Origin of the sequence: Streptomyces sp. YIM 121038 (assembly GCF_006088715.1) — a bacterium.
In the GTDB taxonomy this organism is placed as follows: Bacteria; Actinomycetota; Actinomycetes; order Streptomycetales; family Streptomycetaceae; genus Streptomyces.
This window is the reverse complement of record NZ_CP030771.1, coordinates 2,133,458-2,151,762: the sequence shown is the minus strand read 5'-3', so window position 1 is coordinate 2,151,762 and position 18,305 is coordinate 2,133,458. Positions and strand designations below refer to the sequence as shown.

The window sequence follows — 18,305 nt, the reverse complement described above, 5'->3', positions numbered from 1 at the left end:
ATGAGCAGGAGTTTTTCGTGAGCATCGACAAGCCCGAGGTCGACTTCCCCGTCGGTGAGCCCCCCACTGAGCTGCAGGTCAAGGACCTCTGGGAGGGGGACGGCGCCGTCGCCAAGGCGGGCGACTTCGTCAAGGTCCACTACGTGGGCGTGGCCTTCTCCACCGGTGAGGAGTTCGACGCCTCCTGGAACCGCGGCAACCCGCTGGAGTTCCAGCTCGGTGCCGGACAGGTCATCGCCGGCTGGGACCAGGGCGTGCAGGGCATGAAGGTCGGCGGCCGTCGCGAGCTGACCATCCCGGCGCACCTGGCGTACGGCGACCGTGGCGCCGGTGGCGGCCGCATCGCCCCGGGTGAGACGCTGATCTTCGTCTGTGACCTCGTGTCCGTCTGAGACGGCTGACCCGGCCGCGGCGGCTCGTGCCGTGCGGCTGAGGTTGTCCGCGGGGGCCCGTGCCGGTGTCGGCACGGGCCCCCGCGTCGTCTTCCGTCACCGCCGCGGACGGGCGCCCGGGGCGTGCGCCGTGCCCTCGGCTTTTGCCACGACACGCCGTAGCGGTACGGTCATCGTTCGGAAGCACTGGTGAGCGGGGCACCTGGGGCGGCGGGCGGCCGTCCACCGGGGAGCACGGCCGAGAAAGGGCGTCGATGGCCATTGCCAAGGCCGAGCGGCTGATGAGTCTGGCGCTGTGTCTGCTCGGGACGAGGCGTCCGCTCAGCAAGCGTGAGCTCCGGGAGTCGATCGAGGCGTACGTCGAAGCGTTCGGGCCGGGGAGGGGCGCCGCCTTCGGGCCGGGGCGGGGTGCCGCCGGGTCCGGCAGGGGCGCGGCCGCCGGACCGGGGGCCGCCGCCGCGGCGGCCGAGGAGTCCTTCAACCGCATGTTCGAGCGCGACAAGGACGATCTGCGGGAGCTGGGCCTCGTCATCGAGACGGTGGAGAACCTGGACGGCGAGACGGGCTATCTCGCCCGCCGGGACAGCAACCGGCTGCCGCCGATCACGCTGGACGCCGAGGAGGCCGCGGCCCTCGGCGTCGCCGCGAAGGTGTGGCAGCAGGCGAGGCTCGCCGGTGCCGCGAGCGGCGCGCTGCACAAGCTGCGGGCGGCGGGGCTGCCCGAGGGCGTCGATCCGTACGAGGCGCACGGCGCCCTGGAGCCGCGCATTCCCGTGCACGAGGCGGCGTTCGAACCGCTGATGCTGGCGTGCCGTGACCGCCGGCCGGTCGTCTTCGACTACCGCAAGGCGACGGCGGCCCGGCCCGGGCAGCGCCACGTCGAGCCGTGGGCGCTCGAGTGCTGGCGCGGCCACTGGTATCTGGCGGGCTGGGACCGGGACCGCGAGGACGAGCGGGTCTTCCGCCTCTCCCGCATCACGGGCAAGGTCCGCTCGCGGGCGGGCAAGTTCCGGGCCGAGGTGCCCGACGTGGTGACCGTGCGGGAGACCGTGGCGAGCTGGGCGGGCGAGAAGGCGGACCGCACCGCACTGATCCGGCTGCGCAAGGGCGCGGGCTATCCGCTGCGCGCCCGCGCCGTGGGCACGCGGGAGCTGGACGGCGACTGGGACGAGCTGGAGATTCCGTACGGGCACGGGCTCGACGCCTGGCTGGTGGAGTTCGGGCCCGACGTGGTGGTGCTTGAGCCCGCCGAGCTGCGGGCCGACGTGGTGGACCGGCTGCGTGCCGTGGCCAAGGGCTGAGGGGACGAGAGCGAGCAATGGCCGCGAACGCCATCGACCAGACCCGGCGGATGCTGTCCCTGGTGACCTATCTGCGCGAGCGCCCCGGAGCGCGCGTCGCGGACGTCGCGCGGGCCTTCGGCATCAGCCAGGACGAGCTGATCTCCGACCTGGACGTCCTGCCGCTGTGCGGGACCAGCTTCCGCGGGGGTGACCTGCTCGACATCGACACGGACGGCGACCGCATCTGGTGGCACAATCCGGACGCCCTTGGGGCGGACGCGGCGGAGCCCCTGCGGCTCGCCGCCGACGAGGCGACGGCGCTGCTCGTGGCGGCGCGCGCGGTGGCGACGCTGCCGGGCCTGCGCGAGAGCGACCGCCTCGCCCTGCTGCGGGCCACCGCGAAGCTGGAGGCGGCGGCCGGTGAGGCGGCCGGTGCCAGCTCGCGGCTCTCGGTGACGTTCGAGTCCGAGGGCGGGGTCTTCGCCGATGTGGACCGGGCGATCTCGGAGCGGCGCAGGCTGTGGATCCGCTACTACTCGCCCGCGCGGGACGAGCTGACCGAGCGCGAGATCGACCCGATCCGGCTGGTGAGCGTCGGCCACACCTATGTGGAGGCGTGGTGCCGCCGCTCCGAGGCGCGGCGCACCTTCCGGCTCGACCGGGTCGCCGAGATCAAGGTCCTGGACGAGCCGTCCGCGCCGCCGGAGATCGAGCTGCGGGACCTGTCGGAGGCGTTGGTGCAGCCCGCCGCCGAGGATCCCGAGGTGGTCGTGGAGGTGGGTCCCGGCGGCCGCTGGGTCGCGGAGTACTACCCGCACGACAGCGCGGAGGAGCTGCCCGACGGCGGTCTGCGCATCACCCTGCGCACCCCCGACCCGGCGTCGCTGCGGCGTCTGGCGCTGCGCCTGGGCGGCGACGGCCGCATCGTCTCGCCGCGGGACCTGGCGGACAGCGCCCGCGAGGCCGCCCGGGAGGCGCTGGCCGCGTACGACGAGCTGGCGTGCGAGGGCGAGCGGGACGGGCGTGAGCCCCTCGCGCCGGGTCCCGGCGCGTCGGGTGAGCGTGGGGCGTGAGGGCGCGGGGCACGGTGAGGGAGCGCGCGGCGGCGGATCGTCCGGAAGCCGGCGCCCGTAGCAGGTGCTCCACCGGGGCGCGGATGCCGGTCGGCGGTGGCTGTGACCGGGGCCGGGGGAGCGGTGCCGTCCGGCGCGGTCGCGCGGCGCGGCCCGGGGGCGCGGCGAGGGCCGTGGGCGCGGGGTGGATTCCGTTCTCGGCAGGGCGTGACCGTGCGTCGTCGGGCGGGCTCGCACCCGGACCTGACCGTGGGTCATCGGGCCAGTTCCGGCCGGGGCGCGACCCGGCGGCCCGACGCGACCCCTCTGCCGTGTGCGACCGCGTGCCCGGGCGTGGCCGTGCGCCGGGGCACGACCGTGCGCCGAAGCGGTGGCGCGGGCCGAGGTGCGACCGTGTGCCGACGCACGACGGCGAGGTGCGACGCGGGACGGGGCCGCGGCGGATCGGAGCGAGGCCGCAGCGCTCGCGCGGTGGTGTGTGGGAGCCCGCGCGGTGGAGTGTGGAGAGCGCGGAGAACAGAGCCGAGGAGACTTGCGCAGTATGTCACTGATGCCCCTTACGCCCCGCCCGGTGGCCGTCCTCTTCAAGGCCGCCTGCCCCGACTGCCGCGCGCGCTTCGAACTGGCGGCGGGTGCGCTGCGGTTGGCGATCGGTGCCAGCCGCCGCACCACCTTCTACTCCTTCACCTGCCCCGAGTGCGGCACCGCCGTGCGCAAGCCCGCGGGGGAGCGCATCGTCGAACTCCTCACCGGTGGCGGGGTGCGCACGCTGCGCCTGCACTCCACCGTCTAGGCTCGACGCATGTTCTGGGCGATGCTGGCGGTGGCCGTGGGATTCTGCGGTCTCGCCGTTCTGGGTGTGTTCGCGATCAAGGTCTTCGTGGAGGCCCAGCGGCTCGGGCGGCAAGTGACCGAGACCACACGGCGGATCAACAGCGCCGCCGAGGACCTGGAGCGGGCGGCGGCCGGGGTGGCCCGCGCGAGCCGGGACGTCGGCTGAGCGCCCGCGGACGGCGCGGCGCCCGCGGAGGCCGGACGGGCGAGGGGTGACACCGGACCGGACCGCGGGGCGACTTGCCGAGGTGGCCGTCGCCCACCGGTATGCGGCCTGCCGCCTCCCCCGACCCTGCGGGTACGCTGCTGAAGTGGTCCGAAATGTGAGGCGCGGGCCGCAACTGGGAGTATGCACGGGGATTGCCCCGCGTTTACTCCAGGGGGTTACGATCGCTGCCAAGCCCGGTGGTCGGACGACTGTCCGACAGCCGGTCCCGAAATCTGACGCCTCGGTGAAGAAGGTAGACAGCTATGGGTAGGCTCGGCCCCACCGAGATCATCCTGATCCTCGTCATCCTGGTCCTGCTCTTCGGTGCGAAGAAGCTCCCGGACATGGCCCGGTCCCTCGGCAAGTCGGCGCGCATCCTCAAGAGCGAGGCCAAGGCGATGAAGTCGGACGGCAAGCAGGACGAGGCCGCCCCGGCCGACCCGCCCGCCGACACGACCGCTCCGCAGCAGCGCACCATCCAGGCGGCTCCCGGCGATGTGAGCAGCTCCCGTCCGGTCGCCGAGCCGACCGACCACACGACGAAGCGCTGACCCAAGGCCGGCCCCGGCGGCCGGCCTGCCGCACGAGATGAGGACGTGGGTTGCTCAAGTCTGCCCGCAAGAAGGAGAGGGACCCCGAGGGGCGGATGCCCCTCGCGGACCATTTGCGTGAGCTCCGCAACCGGCTCGCGAAGGGAATGCTGGCGATCGTCGTCGTGTCGATCATCGCCGCGTTCTACAGCGAGGAACTCATGGAGTTCCTCTCCGACCCCGTGCCGCGCTGCGAGGACGGAAAGCCCACCACGGGCGGTGTCTGCGCCAAGGTCGCGTACATGGACCTGCTCTCGCCGTTCACCACCACGGTGAAGGTCTCCCTCATGGTCGGTGTCGTGGTGGCCAGCCCGATCTGGCTGTACCAGCTCTGGGCCTTCATCGCGCCCGGCCTGCACAAGAACGAGCGCAAGTACACCTATGCCTTCGTCGCCGCCGCCGTGCCGCTGTTCTTCGGCGGCGCCTGGCTGGCGTACGAGATCATGCCCATCAGCATGCGGGTGCTGCTGAGCATCACTCCGGACGGCTCGGAGAACATCCTGCCGATGGACAAGATCCTGGACTTCAGCGTCCGGATGGTCCTGGTCTTCGGTGTCTCCTTCGAACTGCCCCTGCTGCTCGTCATGTTGAACATGACGGGCATCGTCACCGGACGCCGCATGCTCACCTGGTGGCGCGGAGTCGTGATGGGCGTGTTCGTCTTCGGCGCCGTGGCGACGCCGACGACCGACCCGTTCGGCATGATCGCCCTCGCGGGCCCCATCGTGGTCCTGTACTTCCTGGCCGTCGGCTTCTCCATCCTCAACGACAAGCGTCGCCGCCGCGCCGACCCGGACGCGGAGCTGGACGACGACGAGGCCTCCGAGCTCGACCTCACGCCGCAGCCGGTGGACGACAACGAGCCCGTCCCCGCGGCCAGGACCGTGCCGGAGCAGGTGAACGGCGACAGCGGCCGCTCATCGAAGTACAACGGCTACGACGACGTCACCTGACCCCCGGCGTCATCGGGAGCGCAGCACAGCACAGGGGCCGGACGCCCATCGCGTCCGGCCCCTTCTGGTTGCCGGGCGGCGCGCTGTGTAGGGTCCGCCCAGTGACCAGCGAGATCACCCTCTTCGTGAATCCCACCGCGGGCCGCGGCCGCGGCGCGCACGCCGCCCAGCCCGCCGCAGCGGCGCTGCGCGCGTCCGGCTTCTCGGTGCGCACCGTCATCGGCGAGGACGCCGGGGACGCGCTGCGCCGGGCCCGCGCCGCCGTCGACGGCGGCACCGGGGCGCTGATAGCCGTCGGCGGCGACGGCATGGCGAGCCTCGCCCTCCAGGCCGTCGCCGGGACCCGCACCCCGCTCGGCGTGATCGCCGTGGGCACGGGCAACGACTTCGCGCGCGCCCTCGGCCTGCCCGTGCGCGCGCCCGCGGCCGCCGGGGCGCTGGTCGCCGACGCGCTCAAGGGCGCCCGGACGCGGGACGTCGACCTCGGCCGGGTGGGGGAGACCTGGTTCGGCACGGTCCTCGCCTCCGGCTTCGACTCGCGGGTCAACGACCGCGGCAACCGCATGCGCCGGCCCGCCGGACGCTTCAAGTACGACCTGGCGATGGTCGCCGAGCTGGCCGCCCTCAAGCCCATCCCGTACCGCCTGACCCTCGACGGCGGCGAGGTGCGCGAGATCGAGGCCACGCTGGTCGCGGTCGGCAACGGCTCCTCGTACGGGGGCGGCATGCGGATCTGCGCCGGGGCCGACACGAGTGACGGCCTCTTCGACGTCACGGTCGTCGGCGCCTGCAGCCGCACCACGCTCCTGACGGTGTTCCCGCGGGTCTACAGAGGAACGCATCTGGGCCATCCCAAGGTCACCGTGCACCGCGCCGCGAAGGTCGAGCTCGCGGCCCCGGACGTCACCGCGTACGCCGACGGGGAGCGGCTCGGGGCACTGCCCCTGACCGCGGAGTGCGTCCCCGCTGCCGTCCGGGTCCTCGGCCCCTGAAGGGGCGGCTCCCGACCGGGAGCCCCGCCCCTGACCTGGAGTGTTTCCGTCGGCCCCGATAATGATCGTCCGATGTCAGCGGTGGCCGGTAGGCTCGAAAGCACGATGACAGAGGACCTCTCACCGGCCGAGCGATATGCGGCAGCGCGGCAGCGCGCTGCCGAGCAGGCCACCGCACTCGCGTCCTTCCGCGGGATGTACGAATTCGGCCTCGACCCCTTCCAGATCGAGGCCTGTCAGGCACTCGAGGCGGGCAAGGGCGTGCTGGTCGCCGCGCCCACGGGCTCCGGCAAGACGATCGTCGGCGAGTTCGCCGTGCACCTCGCCCTCCAGCAGGGCAAGAAGTGCTTCTACACCACGCCGATCAAGGCGCTCTCCAACCAGAAGTACGCCGACCTCGCCAAGCGCTACGGCGCGGACAGGGTCGGCCTGCTCACCGGTGACAACAGCGTCAACTCCGAGGCGCCGGTGGTCGTCATGACCACCGAGGTCCTGCGGAACATGCTGTACGCGGGCTCCCAGTCCCTGCTCGGCCTCGGCTACGTGGTCATGGACGAGGTGCACTACCTCTCGGACCGCTTCCGCGGCGCCGTCTGGGAGGAAGTGATCATCCACCTGCCGGAGTCGGTCACCCTGGTCTCCCTCTCGGCCACGGTGTCGAACGCCGAGGAGTTCGGCGACTGGCTCGACACGGTCCGGGGCGACACCGAAGTGATCGTCTCCGAGCACCGGCCGGTGCCGCTGTTCCAGCACGTCCTCGCCGGCCGGCGGATGTACGACCTCTTCGAGGAGGAGGGCCGCCGCAAGACGGTCAACCCCGACCTGACCCGCATGGCCCGCATGGAGGCCAGCCGGGGGTACAACCCGCGCGACCGCCGCAAGGGCAAGATGGTCCGCGAGGCCGACCGCGAGCGCGAGCGCCGCCAGCGGTCCCGGATCTGGACGCCCTCGCGCCCCGAAGTCATCGAGCGGCTCGACGCCGAGGGCCTGCTGCCCGCCATCACGTTCATCTTCAGCCGCGCGGGCTGCGAGGCCGCCGTCCAGCAGTGCCTGTACGCGGGCCTGCGGCTGAACGACGACACGGCGCGCCTGGCGGTGCGCGAACTGGTCGAGGAGCGCACGGCCTCCATTCCGAACGAGGACCTGCACGTCCTCGGGTACTACGAGTGGCTCGAGGCCCTGGAGCGCGGCATCGCCGCCCACCACGCGGGCATGCTGCCCACCTTCAAGGAAGTCGTGGAGGAGCTGTTCGTCCGCGGTCTGGTCAAGGCCGTCTTCGCCACGGAGACCCTCGCCCTCGGCATCAACATGCCCGCGCGCAGCGTCGTCCTGGAAAAGCTCGTGAAGTGGAACGGCGAGCAGCACGCCGACATCACCCCGGGCGAGTACACCCAGCTGACCGGCCGCGCCGGGCGCCGGGGCATCGACGTCGAGGGCCACGCGGTGGTGCTCTGGCAGCGCGCCATGAGCCCCGAGCACCTGGCGGGCCTCGCGGGCACGCGCACCTATCCGCTGCGCTCCAGCTTCAAGCCGTCGTACAACATGGCGGTGAACCTGGTCGCGCAGTTCGGCCGCCACCGCTCGCGCGAGCTGCTCGAGACGTCCTTCGCGCAGTTCCAGGCCGACCGCTCGGTCGTCGGCATCTCCCGCCAGGTGCAGCGCAACGAGGAGGGCCTGGAGGGCTACAAGGCCTCCATGACCTGCCACCTCGGCGACTTCGAGGAGTACGCGCGGCTGCGCAGGGAGCTCAAGGACCGCGAGACCGAGCTGGCCAAGCAGGGCGTCGTGCAGCGCAGGGCCGCCGCGGCGGCCGCCCTGGAGAAGCTCAAGCCGGGCGACGTGATCCACGTGCCGACGGGCAAGTACGCGGGCCTCGCCCTGGTCCTCGACCCCGGCCTGCCCGCCGGGCGGGCCAACGGCCACCGCGGCTTCGACCACCAGGACGGCCCGCGCCCCCTGGTGCTCACCGCCGAGCGGCAGGTCAAGCGGCTCGCGGCGATGGACTTCCCGGTGCCGGTGGAGCCCGTGGAGCGGATGCGCATCCCCAAGTCGTTCAACGCCCGCTCCCCGCAGTCCCGGCGCGACCTGGCCTCCGCGCTGCGCACCAAGGCCGGGCACATCGCGCCCGAGCGGCACCGCAAGGGCCGCGCGGCCGCCGCCGACGACCGGGAGATCGCCCGGCTGCGCACCGAGCTGCGCGCCCACCCCTGCCACGGCTGCGACGAGCGCGAGGACCACGCCCGCTGGGCCGAGCGCTACCACCGCCTCAAGCGCGACACGCACCAGCTGGAGCGCCGCATCGAGGGCCGGACGAACACCGTCGCGCGCACCTTCGACCGCATCGTCGCCCTCCTGACCGAGCTGGACTATCTGCGCGGCGACGAGGTCACCGAGCACGGCAAGCGCCTCGCCCGGCTGTACGGCGAGCTGGACCTCCTGGCCAGCGAGTGCCTGCGCGCCGGGGTGTGGGAGGGCCTCGACCCCGCCGAGCTGGCCGCGTGCGTCTCGGCGCTGGTGTACGAGGCGCGGCTCAGCGACGACGCGCTCGCGCCCAAGCTGCCCTCCGGCAGGGCCAAGGCCGCGCTCGGCGAGACGGTCCGCATCTGGGGCCGCCTCGACGCCCTCGAGGAGGAGTTCCGGATCAGCCAGACCGAGGGCGTCGGCCAGCGCGAGCCCGACCTGGGCTTCGCCTGGGCGGCGTACATGTGGGCGAGCGGCAAGGGCCTCGACGAGGTGCTGCGCGAGGCGGAGATGCCCGCCGGTGACTTCGTGCGCTGGTGCAAGCAGGTCATCGACGTGCTCGGGCAGATCTCCGCGGCGGCCTCCGGCGAGGGCAGCACGGTCGCCAGGAACGCCCGCAAGGCGGTCGACCAGCTCCTTCGCGGAGTGGTGGCGTACAGCTCCGTCGGCTGAGCGCGGCGCCGTCGGCGTGGACGGTGAGCGAAGGGTGTGGCCCCCGCCGGGTGACTCGGCGGGGGCCACTCGCGTACCGGCCGGGGCCGTCACCGGCGCCGGGGGTTGACGTCGGCCTCGTACACGCGGGGGAGGCCGGGGGTCGTACAGGCGGTCGGGGTGCGGCGGTGGGCGGGGCGGCGGCGCTCGCACGCCGCCGTTCGACGCCCTCACCGCATGCGTTCGAGTGATCGCGATACGTGTAAATAGGGCTGAGTGTAGGCGTGTTGGCGGGCGCTCGCAGAGGGTTGCCGAATATGACTCCAGCGTGATGCGAGCGGACTAAGCTCGCCCGGAGCGCGACGAGTTGAACGAGTTGCGACAGATTCGCGCACTTGTTCGCGCTTTATGGCTGCTAGTTCGATACTTCGCTTTCCTGTATGTGTCCAAACCCCCCTGTACCACCTTCACATGCAGAACTCCCCACGCACTCCCCCCACATGGCGAACTCCCCGCGCACCACGTCGTTTTCCCAGGTACTACCTGAACCCCCGCGCACCACCAGATTTCCCAGACATCACCCGAACCCCCACGCACCACCCCGTGCACATCCCCCTTCCCCCAACTTCCTCCCCCCAAGACGAGTGTTCAGAGGGCATACATGGTGAGTGTTCAATCGCCTCCCGGTGGCCGAGAAGTCCCTTACGCACGCGTGCTGTTGCTGCCCGCCATGGTGATGGCCGCGGCGACCGGAGCCGCCGTCGCCGCCGTCGCGGCCCCGGCCCGGACCGCCGTGGCCTGGTGCGGCGCCGTCGCCACGCTCGTGGTGATCGCCGTGGGCGCCGAGGCCGTACGCCGCGCCCGTACCATCCGGGAGCTGCGCAGGAGTCACGCGGAGCGGGTCGCCCACCTGGAGCGGCGCATCGCGGCCGTCGACGAGGACACCGAACGACTCGGGCAGGAGCTGCTGCCCGAGACCCTCTACCGGGTCCGGCAGGGCGAGGCTCCCTCTGAGGTCGTCCGCCACGTCATCGACGGCGACGAGACCAACCGCCGTCTGCCGCTCTCGCAGCGCGTGCTCCTTCGCTCTATCCTGGACATCCTGGACCGCGAGGAGGCGATGCGCGAGAACGCCCAGCGCGCCTTCGTCAACATCGCCCGCCGCGTGCAGTCCATCGTCCACCAACAGGCCGCGGAACTCCGTGAGATGGAGGAGTTCCACGGCCGCAACCCCGAGGTCTTCGACGACCTGCTGCGCATCGACCACGGCACGGCCCTCATCGGCCGTCTCGCCGACTCGATCACGGTCCTCGGCGGGGCCCGGCCCGGCCGGCAGTGGCCCAAGCCCGTCCCGCTGTTCAGCGTGTTGCGCGGCGCCATGTCCCGCATCCTGGAGTACCAGCGCGTCGACCTGCACTCCATCGCCAAGGTCGCCATCCACGGCACCAAGGTCGAGCCGCTCATCCACGCCTGCGCCGAACTCCTCGACAACGCCACCCGCTACTCCCCGCCGCAGACCCGGGTGCACGTCACCGCGGTCGAGGTGCAGACGGGCATCGCCATCGAGATCGAGGACGGCGGCGTCAGCCTCAGCGAGGAGGCCCGCGGCCGCGCCGAGCGCATGCTCGAACAGGCCCAGCAGGGCATGGACCTGAACGACCTCGGCGAGACCCCGCGGCTCGGCATGGCGGTCGTGGGACGGCTCTCGCAGATGTACGACATGCAGGTCTCCCTGCGGCAGTCCGCCTACGGCGGCGTGCGCGCCGTCCTCATCGTGCCGCGCGACATGCTCACCGCCGAACCCGCGCACGGCCTCGCGCACGGCATCGGCGCCTCCGCGGTACCGCGCGTCAACGCCGACGGCACGGTCATCGAGGAGGCCCGCGACATCCGGCGCAAGAAGCCGCGCAAGGTCACCACCGTGCCGCGCCCCTCCATGCCGCTCACCGCGTCCATGGAGGACGAGATCCCCGAAGTCACCGAGTGGACGGCCAACGGCCTTCCCCAGCGCAGGAGTCGAGTCAAGATGCCCCTCAGCCAGCGCTACGCGCAGGAGGCGGAGGCACAGCGGCGCGCCGAGGCGGCCATGGCCGCCGCGCCCCCGCAGGCCGTCAGCCCGCCCGCCCAGAAGGAGGAGCCCGAGCCCGGTCTGTGGATCGAGGCCTTCATGAAGGGCGTCAACGGCGAGGACCCGGCCGACCGGCCGGACGACCCGGCGGCCCCGCAGCACCACCGCACCGAGAACGACCACGGCAGCACCGACCACGCCGACGAGGGGGGCTGGAAGTGATCCAGCAGCGGGCCAACTTCGACTGGATGCTCAAGGAGCTCGCCGACGGCGTGCACGGCACCCGGCAGATCGTGGTGCTCTCCGCCGACGGCCTGCGCATCGCACGCCACGGCGGCGACCCGGACGGCGCCGACCGCCTCGCCGCCGCCTGCGCCGGACTCCAGAGCCTCGCCGCGGCCGTCGCCACCGAGATCCCGGAGAGCGACGGCAAGATGCGCATGGTCATCATCGAGGTCAACGGCGGCTACTTCTACATGATGGCCGCGGGCGCCGGAGCCTTCCTGGCCGTGCTCGCCGACGAGACCGTGGACGCGGGCCTGATCGGCAACCGCATGCGGGACCTCGTCGTGCGCATCGGCGCCCACCTGACGAGCCCGCCGCGGCGAGACGGGCAGGCCGTATGACTCATCCGCAAGACCCCCCGTACGACGATCCCCACGACCCCCGCTTCCAGGCCGAGGTAACCGCGCAGCGGGAGCGCCGCAGCCAGGAGCCCGCCGCCAACCCGGCCCGGCTCTACATCCTCACCGGTGAGGACTCCGAGCGGGCACCGCTCGACCTGGTCACGCTGATCGTCGCCAAAGGACAGCCGTCGCCGACGGCGCAGCCGGAGCACTCCGCCCTGCTGCGCCTGTGCCGGACCCCGCTGTCCGTGGCGGAGCTCTCGGCCTATCTGGTGCTGCCGTTCAGCGTGGTGACCGTGCTCCTCACGGAGCTGCTCGCGGCGGACTTAGTGCAGGCGCGCGCTCCGCTCGTGCGCTCCGCGCTCCCCGACCGTTCCCTCCTCGAAGCGGTGATGCATGGACTTCAAAAGCTCTGACACGCTCACCTCCGGCGCCTGTGCCGGGCCGCGCGAGCAGGACGTCCTGCCCGCCACGGCCGCCGCCGCGGTGAAGATCGTCATCGTGGGCGGCTTCGGGGTCGGCAAGACCACGATGGTGGGCTCCGTCAGCGAGATCCGCCCGCTGACCACCGAAGAGACCATGACGCAGGCCGGCATCGGCGTCGACGACAACTACGGCTCCGAGACCAAGACCGCCACGACCGTCGCCATGGACTTCGGGCGCATCAGCATCTCCGACGAACTGGTCCTGTATCTGTTCGGCACTCCCGGCCAGGAGCGGTTCTGGTTCCTGTGGAACGGCCTCTTCGAAGGCGCGCTCGGCGCGGTCGTGCTCATCGACACGCGCCGCCTCGAAGTGAGCTTCGACGTGATAGGCCGCCTGGAGGAGCGCGGCGTCCCGTTCATCATCGCCGTGAACGACTTCCCGGACGCGCCCCGGCACCCCGTCGAGGCCCTGCGTACGGCACTCGACCTGGAGAAGGAGGTGCCGATCGTGCACTGCGACGCGCGGCGGCGCTCCTCCAGCCGCGACGCGCTCCTCACCCTCATGCACTATCTGCACTCCCTCGCCATGGCCCGGGCCTAGGCCCGGCCGCACGACCCTTCGCGACCCCGGAGCGACCACCGTGACGACTCCCTCCTCACCTCCCTCTCCCGCCTCGTCCGGCCCCGCGGCCGGCACCGCGGCGCCGCCCGGCTGCCCCGCGCACCACGGCGCGTCGCTGGGCCCGGACGGACTGCGCCGCCTGTACGGACCCGAGGCCGACGAGGACCTCGCGGGCGTGTACGAGAAGCTGCGCGCCGAGCACGGCCCCGTGGCTCCCGCGCTGATCCACAACGACGTACGCGTCTGGGCGGTCCTCGGCCACAGCGAGAACCTGCACATGGTGCGCACGCCCTCGCAGTACACCCGCGACTCCCGCGTGTGGAGCGCCGTCAAGGAGGGCAAGGCGGGGCCCGACCACCCGCTCGCGCCCGTGTTCACCTGGCAGCCGATGTGCAGCTTCGCCGAGGGTGCCGAGCACCAGCGGCTGCGCGGCGCGGTCACCGGCGCCATGGCGGGCCTCGACCACCGCGGCATCCGCCGCCACATCAACCGCTACAGCAACAAGCTCCTCAACGGCATCTGCGAGAAGGGCGAGGCCGATCTGGTCGGCCAGTTCGCCGAGCACCTGCCGATGATGGTGATGCTGCACGTGCTCGGCATGCCCGAGGACTACAGTGACCGCATGGTGCAGGCCGCCCGCGACATGATCAAGGGCACCGAGACGGCCATCGCCAGCAACGCGTACGTGATGGAGGCCCTCACCCGGCACGTGGTGCGCCGCCGCACCCAGCCCGAGGAGGACTTCACCAGCGCCCTCATCGCCCAGCCGCAGCAGCTCACCGACACCGAGATGGCGGAGCACCTGCGCCTCGTGCTCATCGCCGCGTACGAGGCGACGGCGAACCTCATCGCGAACGTGCTGCGGATGGTGCTCACCGACCCGCGCTTCCGCGCCCAGCTCAGCGGCGGCCAGATGACCGTCCCCGAGGCGGTCGAGCAGTCGCTGTGGGACGAACCGCCGTTCAGCGCGATGGTCGGCTACTTCGCCAAGCAGGACACCCAGCTCGGCGGCCAGCAGATCAAGGCGGGCGACGGCCTCCTGCTCGGCATCCAGCCCGGCAACGTCGACCCGGTCGTGCGCCCCGACCTGTCCGCCAACATGCAGGGCAACCGCTCCCACCTCGCCTTCAGCGGCGGGCCGCACGAGTGCCCGGGCCAGGACATCGGGCGCGCCATCGCCGACACCGGCGTGGACGCGCTCCTGATGCGGCTCCCCGACGTCGAACTGGCCGTGGACGAGGACGAGTTGTCCTGGCGCTCGTCGATCCTGTCCCGGCATCTGGTGTCGCTTCCGGTGACGTTCGGCAAGCGGCCGCCGCAGGACGTCACCGCCCGGCCCATGGCGCAGGTGCCGACGCCGCGCACGAGCTGGGAGGTGTCGTCGCCGCTGCCGGAGGCGCAGGTTCCGCCCGCGGTCCCGGCACCGCAGCCCGCGGCGAACGCCCCCGCGGCCCCGGCGGCCGCGCAGACGCCGGCCCGCCGCAAGGGCGCGTGGCGGCGCTTCCTGGAGTGGTGGCGGGGCTACTAGAGCCGGGGCTGCCGGAGGCCGCTCCGGTAGCTCAGCCGTCGGCCCACGTCCCGTACGACGACCAGGCGTCCAGGGTCCGCTCGCTGACGAAGCGGTGCGCCGCGCCCGTGAGCGGGTCCGTGAACTCCAGGGAGCGGGCGAGGAGTTGCAGCGGGCGCCGGAAGTCGTCCGGCGCCACCGCCGGGAGCACCGCCGGGTAGAGCGGGTCGCCGAGCAGGGGCAGGCCGAGGGCGTTCATGTGGACGCGCAGCTGATGGGTGCGGCCGGTGTGCGGGACGAGCCGGTAGCGCCCGATGCGGCCGTCGTGCGCGAGCAGTTCGACGCGGCTCTCGCTGTTCGGCCCGGCGCCCGGCACCTCGTAGGCGGCGAGCACGCCGCGCTCCTTCACGATGTGGCTGCGGACGGTGCGGGGCAGCGCGACGGCCGGGTCGTACGCGGCCACGGCCTCGTACTCCTTGTGCACCCGCCGGTCGGCGAAGAGGGTCTGGTACGCGCCGCGCTCCTCGGGCCGCACGGTGAGGAGCAGCAGCCCGGCGGTGAGCCGGTCCAGGCGGTGCGCGGCGCCGAGCGCGGGAATGCCGAGGTCGGCGCGGAGCCGGGCGAGCGCGGTCTGCGTCACGTGGCTGCCGCGCGGCATGGTCGCGAGGAAGTGCGGCTTGTCGGCGACGACGATGTGCTCGTCGCGGTAGACGACGGTGAGGGCGCCCGGCACCCGGGGCTCGGCGGGCAGATCCCGGTGGAACCACACGTACAGGCCCGCGGCGTACGGGGTGTCCGGGGCGAGCGGCGTGCCGTCGGCGCCGACGATCCGGCCCTCGCGCAGCATCCGGTCCACGACACCCGGTTCGGCGGCGAGCCGCGCCACGAGGTGGTCGCGCACGGTCGCCCAGGTGCCGTCCGCCGGGAGGCGCACCCGCACCGGGTCGACGCCGTCGCGCTGGGGGAGCGGTGCCGGGGGCACGCGCGGCTTTCGTCTCACGTCGGCCCAGCGTACGGGGCGGTCGAGGGGCGCGGCCCGCGGGGCGGCCCGGATCCGGTGGCGAAAACCGCTGTGCCGCGCCGGGCTCCGGCAGCACTATGAGGGGCATGCCCTTCATGATCTCGAACGCGGTCGAGCCCGGCGCCCTCGCGGGCCGGGCGCAGCCGACCCTGCCCGCCTCCGGCGGCCTCCTTCTGCGCCCCTGGGCCGCCAAGGACGCGCCCGCCGTCTACGAGGCCTTCCAGGACCCCGTCCTCCAGCGCTGGCACGCGCGCGTGGCCGACTCCGAGGAGGAGGTCCGCCAGTGGCTGGAGACCTGGCGCACGGAGTACGAGGAGGAGACCAGCGCCCAGTGGGCCGCCGTCGACGCGGACACCGACGAGGTCCTCGGCCGGGTCGCCCTGCGCATGATCAACTTCATCGACGGCCAGGCGGAGATGGCCTACTGGACCATGCCGCGCGCCCGCGGCCGGGGCGTGGCCCCGCGCGCGGTGTCGGCGCTGACCACCTGGGCCTTCGACGGCCTCGGCTTCCACCGCCTCGAACTGCGCCACTCCACGCTCAACGAGGCGTCCTGCCGCGTGGCCCTGAAGACGGGCTACGTCGCCGAGGGCGTCCAGCGCAGCGCGGTCCTGCACGGGGACGGCTGGCACGACATGCATCTGCACGCGCGGATCCGCGCGTAGCCGGTGCCGTACCCCGCGGGGGAGGGGTACGGCCCGGGTGCCGGGGGAGGGGCGGAGGCGGAGCGCGGCGGTCAGGCCGCTTCCTGCTCGGCCTCCACCTGGGCGTTCCAGTCGCGCTTGGAGGCCTGCCAGCCGTCCTCGTTGTGGCCGAGGCGCCAGTAGCCGGAGATGGACAGGCGCTCGCGCGGGATCTGGTGCTCGACGCGCAGGACGCGGCGCAGCTCCTTCACGAAGCCCGCCTCGCCGTGCACGAAGACGTGCGGGGTGCCCGCGGGGAAGTCCAGGGCGCGCACGGCCTCGACCAGGGCCTGGCCGACCGGGCGGCCCGCGCGGTGCAGCCAGACGACCTCCGCGCCGGTGGCGATGACCTGCTCCTCCTCGGGGCCCTCGACCTCCACGAAGGCGCGCACCTCGGAGCCCTCCGGCAGGGCTTCGAGGGCGGCGGCGATCGCGGGCAGCGCGCTCTCGTCACCGGCGATCAGATGCCAGTCGGCGGCCGGGTCCGGGGCGTAGGCCCCGCCGGGGCCGAGCAGGCGCACCGTGTCGCCCGGCTCGGCGCGCAGCGACCAGGGCCCGGCGAGGCCCTGGTCGCCGTGGACGACGAAGTCCAGGGCCAGCTCGCGCGTCTTGGGGTCCCACCAGCGCACGGTGTACGTACGGGTGACGGGCCACTGCTCGCGCGGCAGCTCTTCGCGGATGCGCTGGAGGTCGAACGGCTCGGGGTAGGTCACGCCCGCGGGGGCGAACAGGAGCTTCACGTAGTGGTCGGTGCAGTCGCCGGTCGTGAACTCCGCCAGGCCGTCGCCGCCGAGGACCACCCGCTGCATATGGGGGGTGAGCCGTTCGGTGCGGACGACCTGCGCGACATGAGGCGTGGGACTCTTGCGTGCGGGCCGCTCTGCCATGGTGTGCCTCCCCTGATCCAGCTTGTTAGGTTCACCTAACCTAACATCCGGCCCTTGCTCACGCCTCGAGCGTGGTCAGCAGTCGGCCGAGCGAACCGCCGAGGCCCCAGCGGGCGGCGAGCGCGTCCAGGGCGGCCCGATCGCGCGGCGCGTGCGGAAGCGCGACGTCCACATCCGGCAGCGGCACGTCGCTCGCGACCCGCACCACCGTCGGCGCGACGGCCACGTACGGACGGGCCTCGTCCAGGCGCTTGCGCTGCGACGGCGTCAGCTTGGACTTCGGGTCGTCCACCGCCGCCATGATCCCGGCCAGGTCGCCGAAGGCGTCGAGCAGCTTCGCCGCGGTCTTCTCGCCGATGCCGGGCACGCCGGGCAGACCGTCGCTGGGGTCGCCGCGCAGCAGGGCCAGGTCCACATAGCCCGGACCGTTCACGCCGTACTTCTCGCGCAGCAGGGCCTCGTCCGTCATCTGGAGGGTGCCGACGCCCTTGAGCGGGTACAGGACGCGGATCCCGCGCGCGTCGTCGACCAGCTGGAACAGGTCGCGGTCGCCCGTGACGATGTCGACCGGGCCGGTGGCGCGGGCCGCATAGGTGCCGATCACGTCGTCCGCCTCGTACGCCGCCACGCCGACGCGGGCGATGCCGAGGGCGTCCAGGACCTCCTCGATGACCGGCACCTGGGGGGAGAGGGTGTCCGGGGTCTCCTCGACGTCCGGGGCCGCGGAGACCTGCGGGGACTCCTGCGCCACGCGGTGCGCCTTGTACGAGGGGATCAGCTCCACGCGCCAGTGCGGGCGCCAGTCCGCGTCCATGCAGGCGACCAGGTCGTCCGGGCGGTGGTCCTGGACGAGGCGGGTGATGAATTCGAGCAGGCCGCGGACCGCGTTGACCGGGGTGCCGTCCGGGGCCTTCACGGATTCGGGGACGCCGAAGTAGGCCCGGAAGTACAGGGACGCCGTGTCGAGCAGCATGAGCCGTCGGGTTTGGTGGGTCACGAGTGCATCTTGCCGCACGGGCGGCGGGGCTTCGCGGGGGCGCCCCAGGGCCGCCCGGCCGGGAACCGGCACTCGGGACAAGTGTGGCCTTTTGTGACCTGGGACACTTCCTGGTTTGGGTGGTGGCGGCGGGGGCAGGCGCGCACGCGGAGCGACCCGTCTCGTTTTCAACTTCTTGACGGGTGAACGGGCGATCCCGTGTCGCTCCACGGCCCGCCGGCGGGGGAGGCGGGCCGTCTTCGTTCGACCCGA

18 protein-coding genes are annotated in these 18,305 nt (G+C 72.8%); 15 read left to right on the top strand and 3 right to left on the bottom strand.

Annotated features, from left to right (window positions below; translation table 11 throughout):
• Positions 1 to 17 precede the first annotated feature (17 nt).
• From C9F11_RS08635 to C9F11_RS08570, 14 genes are all read left to right on the top strand, one after another.
• Entirely contained in the window at positions 18 to 392 is a 375-nt protein-coding gene (locus C9F11_RS08635; RefSeq protein WP_030684314.1) for an FKBP-type peptidyl-prolyl cis-trans isomerase, read from the top strand.
• 254 nt (positions 393 to 646) lie between these two features.
• Positions 647 to 1,693, top strand: coding sequence for a WYL domain-containing protein (locus tag C9F11_RS08630; RefSeq protein ID WP_138958690.1), 1,047 nt, complete (start codon positions 647 to 649; stop codon positions 1,691 to 1,693).
• Between the two features lie 17 nt (positions 1,694 to 1,710).
• Complete coding sequence (locus C9F11_RS08625; RefSeq protein WP_249401645.1) at positions 1,711 to 2,748, top strand: WYL domain-containing protein; 1,038 nt, start codon at positions 1,711 to 1,713, stop codon at positions 2,746 to 2,748.
• Positions 2,749 to 3,298: 550 nt separating this feature from the next.
• On the top strand, positions 3,299 to 3,541 hold the full coding sequence (locus tag C9F11_RS08620; RefSeq protein WP_225987050.1) for a phage terminase large subunit family protein: 243 nt from the start codon (positions 3,299 to 3,301) through the stop codon (positions 3,539 to 3,541).
• A gap of 9 nt (positions 3,542 to 3,550) precedes the next feature.
• Positions 3,551 to 3,748, top strand: coding sequence for a hypothetical protein (locus tag C9F11_RS08615; RefSeq protein WP_138958689.1), 198 nt, complete (start codon positions 3,551 to 3,553; stop codon positions 3,746 to 3,748).
• Positions 3,749 to 4,053: 305 nt separating this feature from the next.
• Positions 4,054 to 4,341 (top strand): Sec-independent protein translocase subunit TatA, encoded by a 288-nt coding sequence (tatA, locus tag C9F11_RS08610; RefSeq protein ID WP_138958688.1) that lies wholly within the window; start codon positions 4,054 to 4,056, stop codon positions 4,339 to 4,341.
• 95 nt (positions 4,342 to 4,436) lie between these two features.
• Positions 4,437 to 5,333: a twin-arginine translocase subunit TatC gene (gene tatC / locus C9F11_RS08605; RefSeq protein ID WP_138966246.1), complete on the top strand. Its 897-nt coding sequence runs from the start codon at positions 4,437 to 4,439 to the stop codon at positions 5,331 to 5,333.
• A 101-nt stretch (positions 5,334 to 5,434) separates the two neighbouring features.
• A complete protein-coding gene (locus tag C9F11_RS08600; RefSeq protein ID WP_138958687.1) occupies positions 5,435 to 6,325 on the top strand; it encodes a diacylglycerol kinase in 891 nt (296 codons plus the stop codon).
• 105 nt (positions 6,326 to 6,430) lie between these two features.
• Complete coding sequence (locus C9F11_RS08595) at positions 6,431 to 9,238, top strand: DEAD/DEAH box helicase (protein WP_171075675.1); 2,808 nt, start codon at positions 6,431 to 6,433, stop codon at positions 9,236 to 9,238.
• A gap of 640 nt (positions 9,239 to 9,878) precedes the next feature.
• Entirely contained in the window at positions 9,879 to 11,507 is a 1,629-nt protein-coding gene (locus tag C9F11_RS08590; protein WP_138958685.1) for an ATP-binding protein, read from the top strand.
• Complete coding sequence (locus tag C9F11_RS08585) at positions 11,504 to 11,911, top strand: roadblock/LC7 domain-containing protein (protein ID WP_138958684.1); 408 nt, start codon at positions 11,504 to 11,506, stop codon at positions 11,909 to 11,911. Before C9F11_RS08590 ends, C9F11_RS08585 begins: the two co-directional genes overlap by 4 nt.
• On the top strand, positions 11,908 to 12,327 hold the full coding sequence (locus tag C9F11_RS08580) for a DUF742 domain-containing protein (protein ID WP_138958683.1): 420 nt from the start codon (positions 11,908 to 11,910) through the stop codon (positions 12,325 to 12,327). Before C9F11_RS08585 ends, C9F11_RS08580 begins: the two co-directional genes overlap by 4 nt.
• Positions 12,308 to 12,937, top strand: coding sequence for an ATP/GTP-binding protein (locus C9F11_RS08575; RefSeq protein ID WP_138958682.1), 630 nt, complete (start codon positions 12,308 to 12,310; stop codon positions 12,935 to 12,937). The genes C9F11_RS08580 and C9F11_RS08575 overlap by 20 nt, the downstream gene beginning before the upstream one ends.
• 136 nt (positions 12,938 to 13,073) lie before the next feature.
• Positions 13,074 to 14,486: a cytochrome P450 gene (locus tag C9F11_RS08570; protein WP_249402152.1), complete on the top strand. Its 1,413-nt coding sequence runs from the start codon at positions 13,074 to 13,076 to the stop codon at positions 14,484 to 14,486.
• A gap of 31 nt (positions 14,487 to 14,517) precedes the next feature.
• On the opposite strand, the gene C9F11_RS08565 is transcribed toward C9F11_RS08570, so the two are convergent.
• Positions 14,518 to 15,465: a pseudouridine synthase gene (locus tag C9F11_RS08565; protein WP_138958680.1), complete on the bottom strand. Its 948-nt coding sequence runs from the start codon at positions 15,463 to 15,465 to the stop codon at positions 14,518 to 14,520.
• Positions 15,466 to 15,572: 107 nt separating this feature from the next.
• Here C9F11_RS08565 and C9F11_RS08560 point away from each other — a divergent pair, with 107 nt between their 5' ends.
• The gene (locus C9F11_RS08560) at positions 15,573 to 16,151 is read left to right on the top strand and encodes a GNAT family N-acetyltransferase (protein ID WP_138958679.1); all 579 of its coding nucleotides are present in this window, start codon (positions 15,573 to 15,575) and stop codon (positions 16,149 to 16,151) included.
• A 71-nt stretch (positions 16,152 to 16,222) separates the two neighbouring features.
• On the opposite strand, the gene C9F11_RS08555 is transcribed toward C9F11_RS08560, so the two are convergent.
• A complete protein-coding gene (locus C9F11_RS08555) occupies positions 16,223 to 17,056 on the bottom strand; it encodes a siderophore-interacting protein (protein ID WP_138958678.1) in 834 nt (277 codons plus the stop codon).
• A 58-nt stretch (positions 17,057 to 17,114) separates the two neighbouring features.
• A complete protein-coding gene (locus tag C9F11_RS08550) occupies positions 17,115 to 18,029 on the bottom strand; it encodes a 5'-3' exonuclease (RefSeq protein ID WP_138966244.1) in 915 nt (304 codons plus the stop codon).
• Between the last annotated feature and the right edge of the window lie 276 nt (positions 18,030 to 18,305).

Coding starts and splice junctions, on each gene's coding strand:
- C9F11_RS08630 (WP_138958690.1), top strand. CDS start 647: ATGGCCATTGCCAAGGCCGAGCGGCTGATGAGTCTGGCGCTGTGTCTG.
- C9F11_RS08625 (WP_249401645.1), top strand. CDS start 1,711: ATGGCCGCGAACGCCATCGACCAGACCCGGCGGATGCTGTCCCTGGTG.
- C9F11_RS08620 (WP_225987050.1), top strand. CDS start 3,299: ATGCCCCTTACGCCCCGCCCGGTGGCCGTCCTCTTCAAGGCCGCCTGC.
- C9F11_RS08615 (WP_138958689.1), top strand. CDS start 3,551: ATGTTCTGGGCGATGCTGGCGGTGGCCGTGGGATTCTGCGGTCTCGCC.
- tatA (WP_138958688.1), top strand. CDS start 4,054: ATGGGTAGGCTCGGCCCCACCGAGATCATCCTGATCCTCGTCATCCTG.
- tatC (WP_138966246.1), top strand. CDS start 4,437: ATGCCCCTCGCGGACCATTTGCGTGAGCTCCGCAACCGGCTCGCGAAG.
- C9F11_RS08595 (WP_171075675.1), top strand. CDS start 6,431: ATGACAGAGGACCTCTCACCGGCCGAGCGATATGCGGCAGCGCGGCAG.
- C9F11_RS08590 (WP_138958685.1), top strand. CDS start 9,879: ATGGTGAGTGTTCAATCGCCTCCCGGTGGCCGAGAAGTCCCTTACGCA.
- C9F11_RS08580 (WP_138958683.1), top strand. CDS start 11,908: ATGACTCATCCGCAAGACCCCCCGTACGACGATCCCCACGACCCCCGC.
- C9F11_RS08575 (WP_138958682.1), top strand. CDS start 12,308: ATGGACTTCAAAAGCTCTGACACGCTCACCTCCGGCGCCTGTGCCGGG.
- C9F11_RS08560 (WP_138958679.1), top strand. CDS start 15,573: ATGCCCTTCATGATCTCGAACGCGGTCGAGCCCGGCGCCCTCGCGGGC.
- C9F11_RS08555 (WP_138958678.1), bottom strand. CDS start 17,056: ATGGCAGAGCGGCCCGCACGCAAGAGTCCCACGCCTCATGTCGCGCAG.
- C9F11_RS08550 (WP_138966244.1), bottom strand. CDS start 18,029: ATGCTGCTCGACACGGCGTCCCTGTACTTCCGGGCCTACTTCGGCGTC.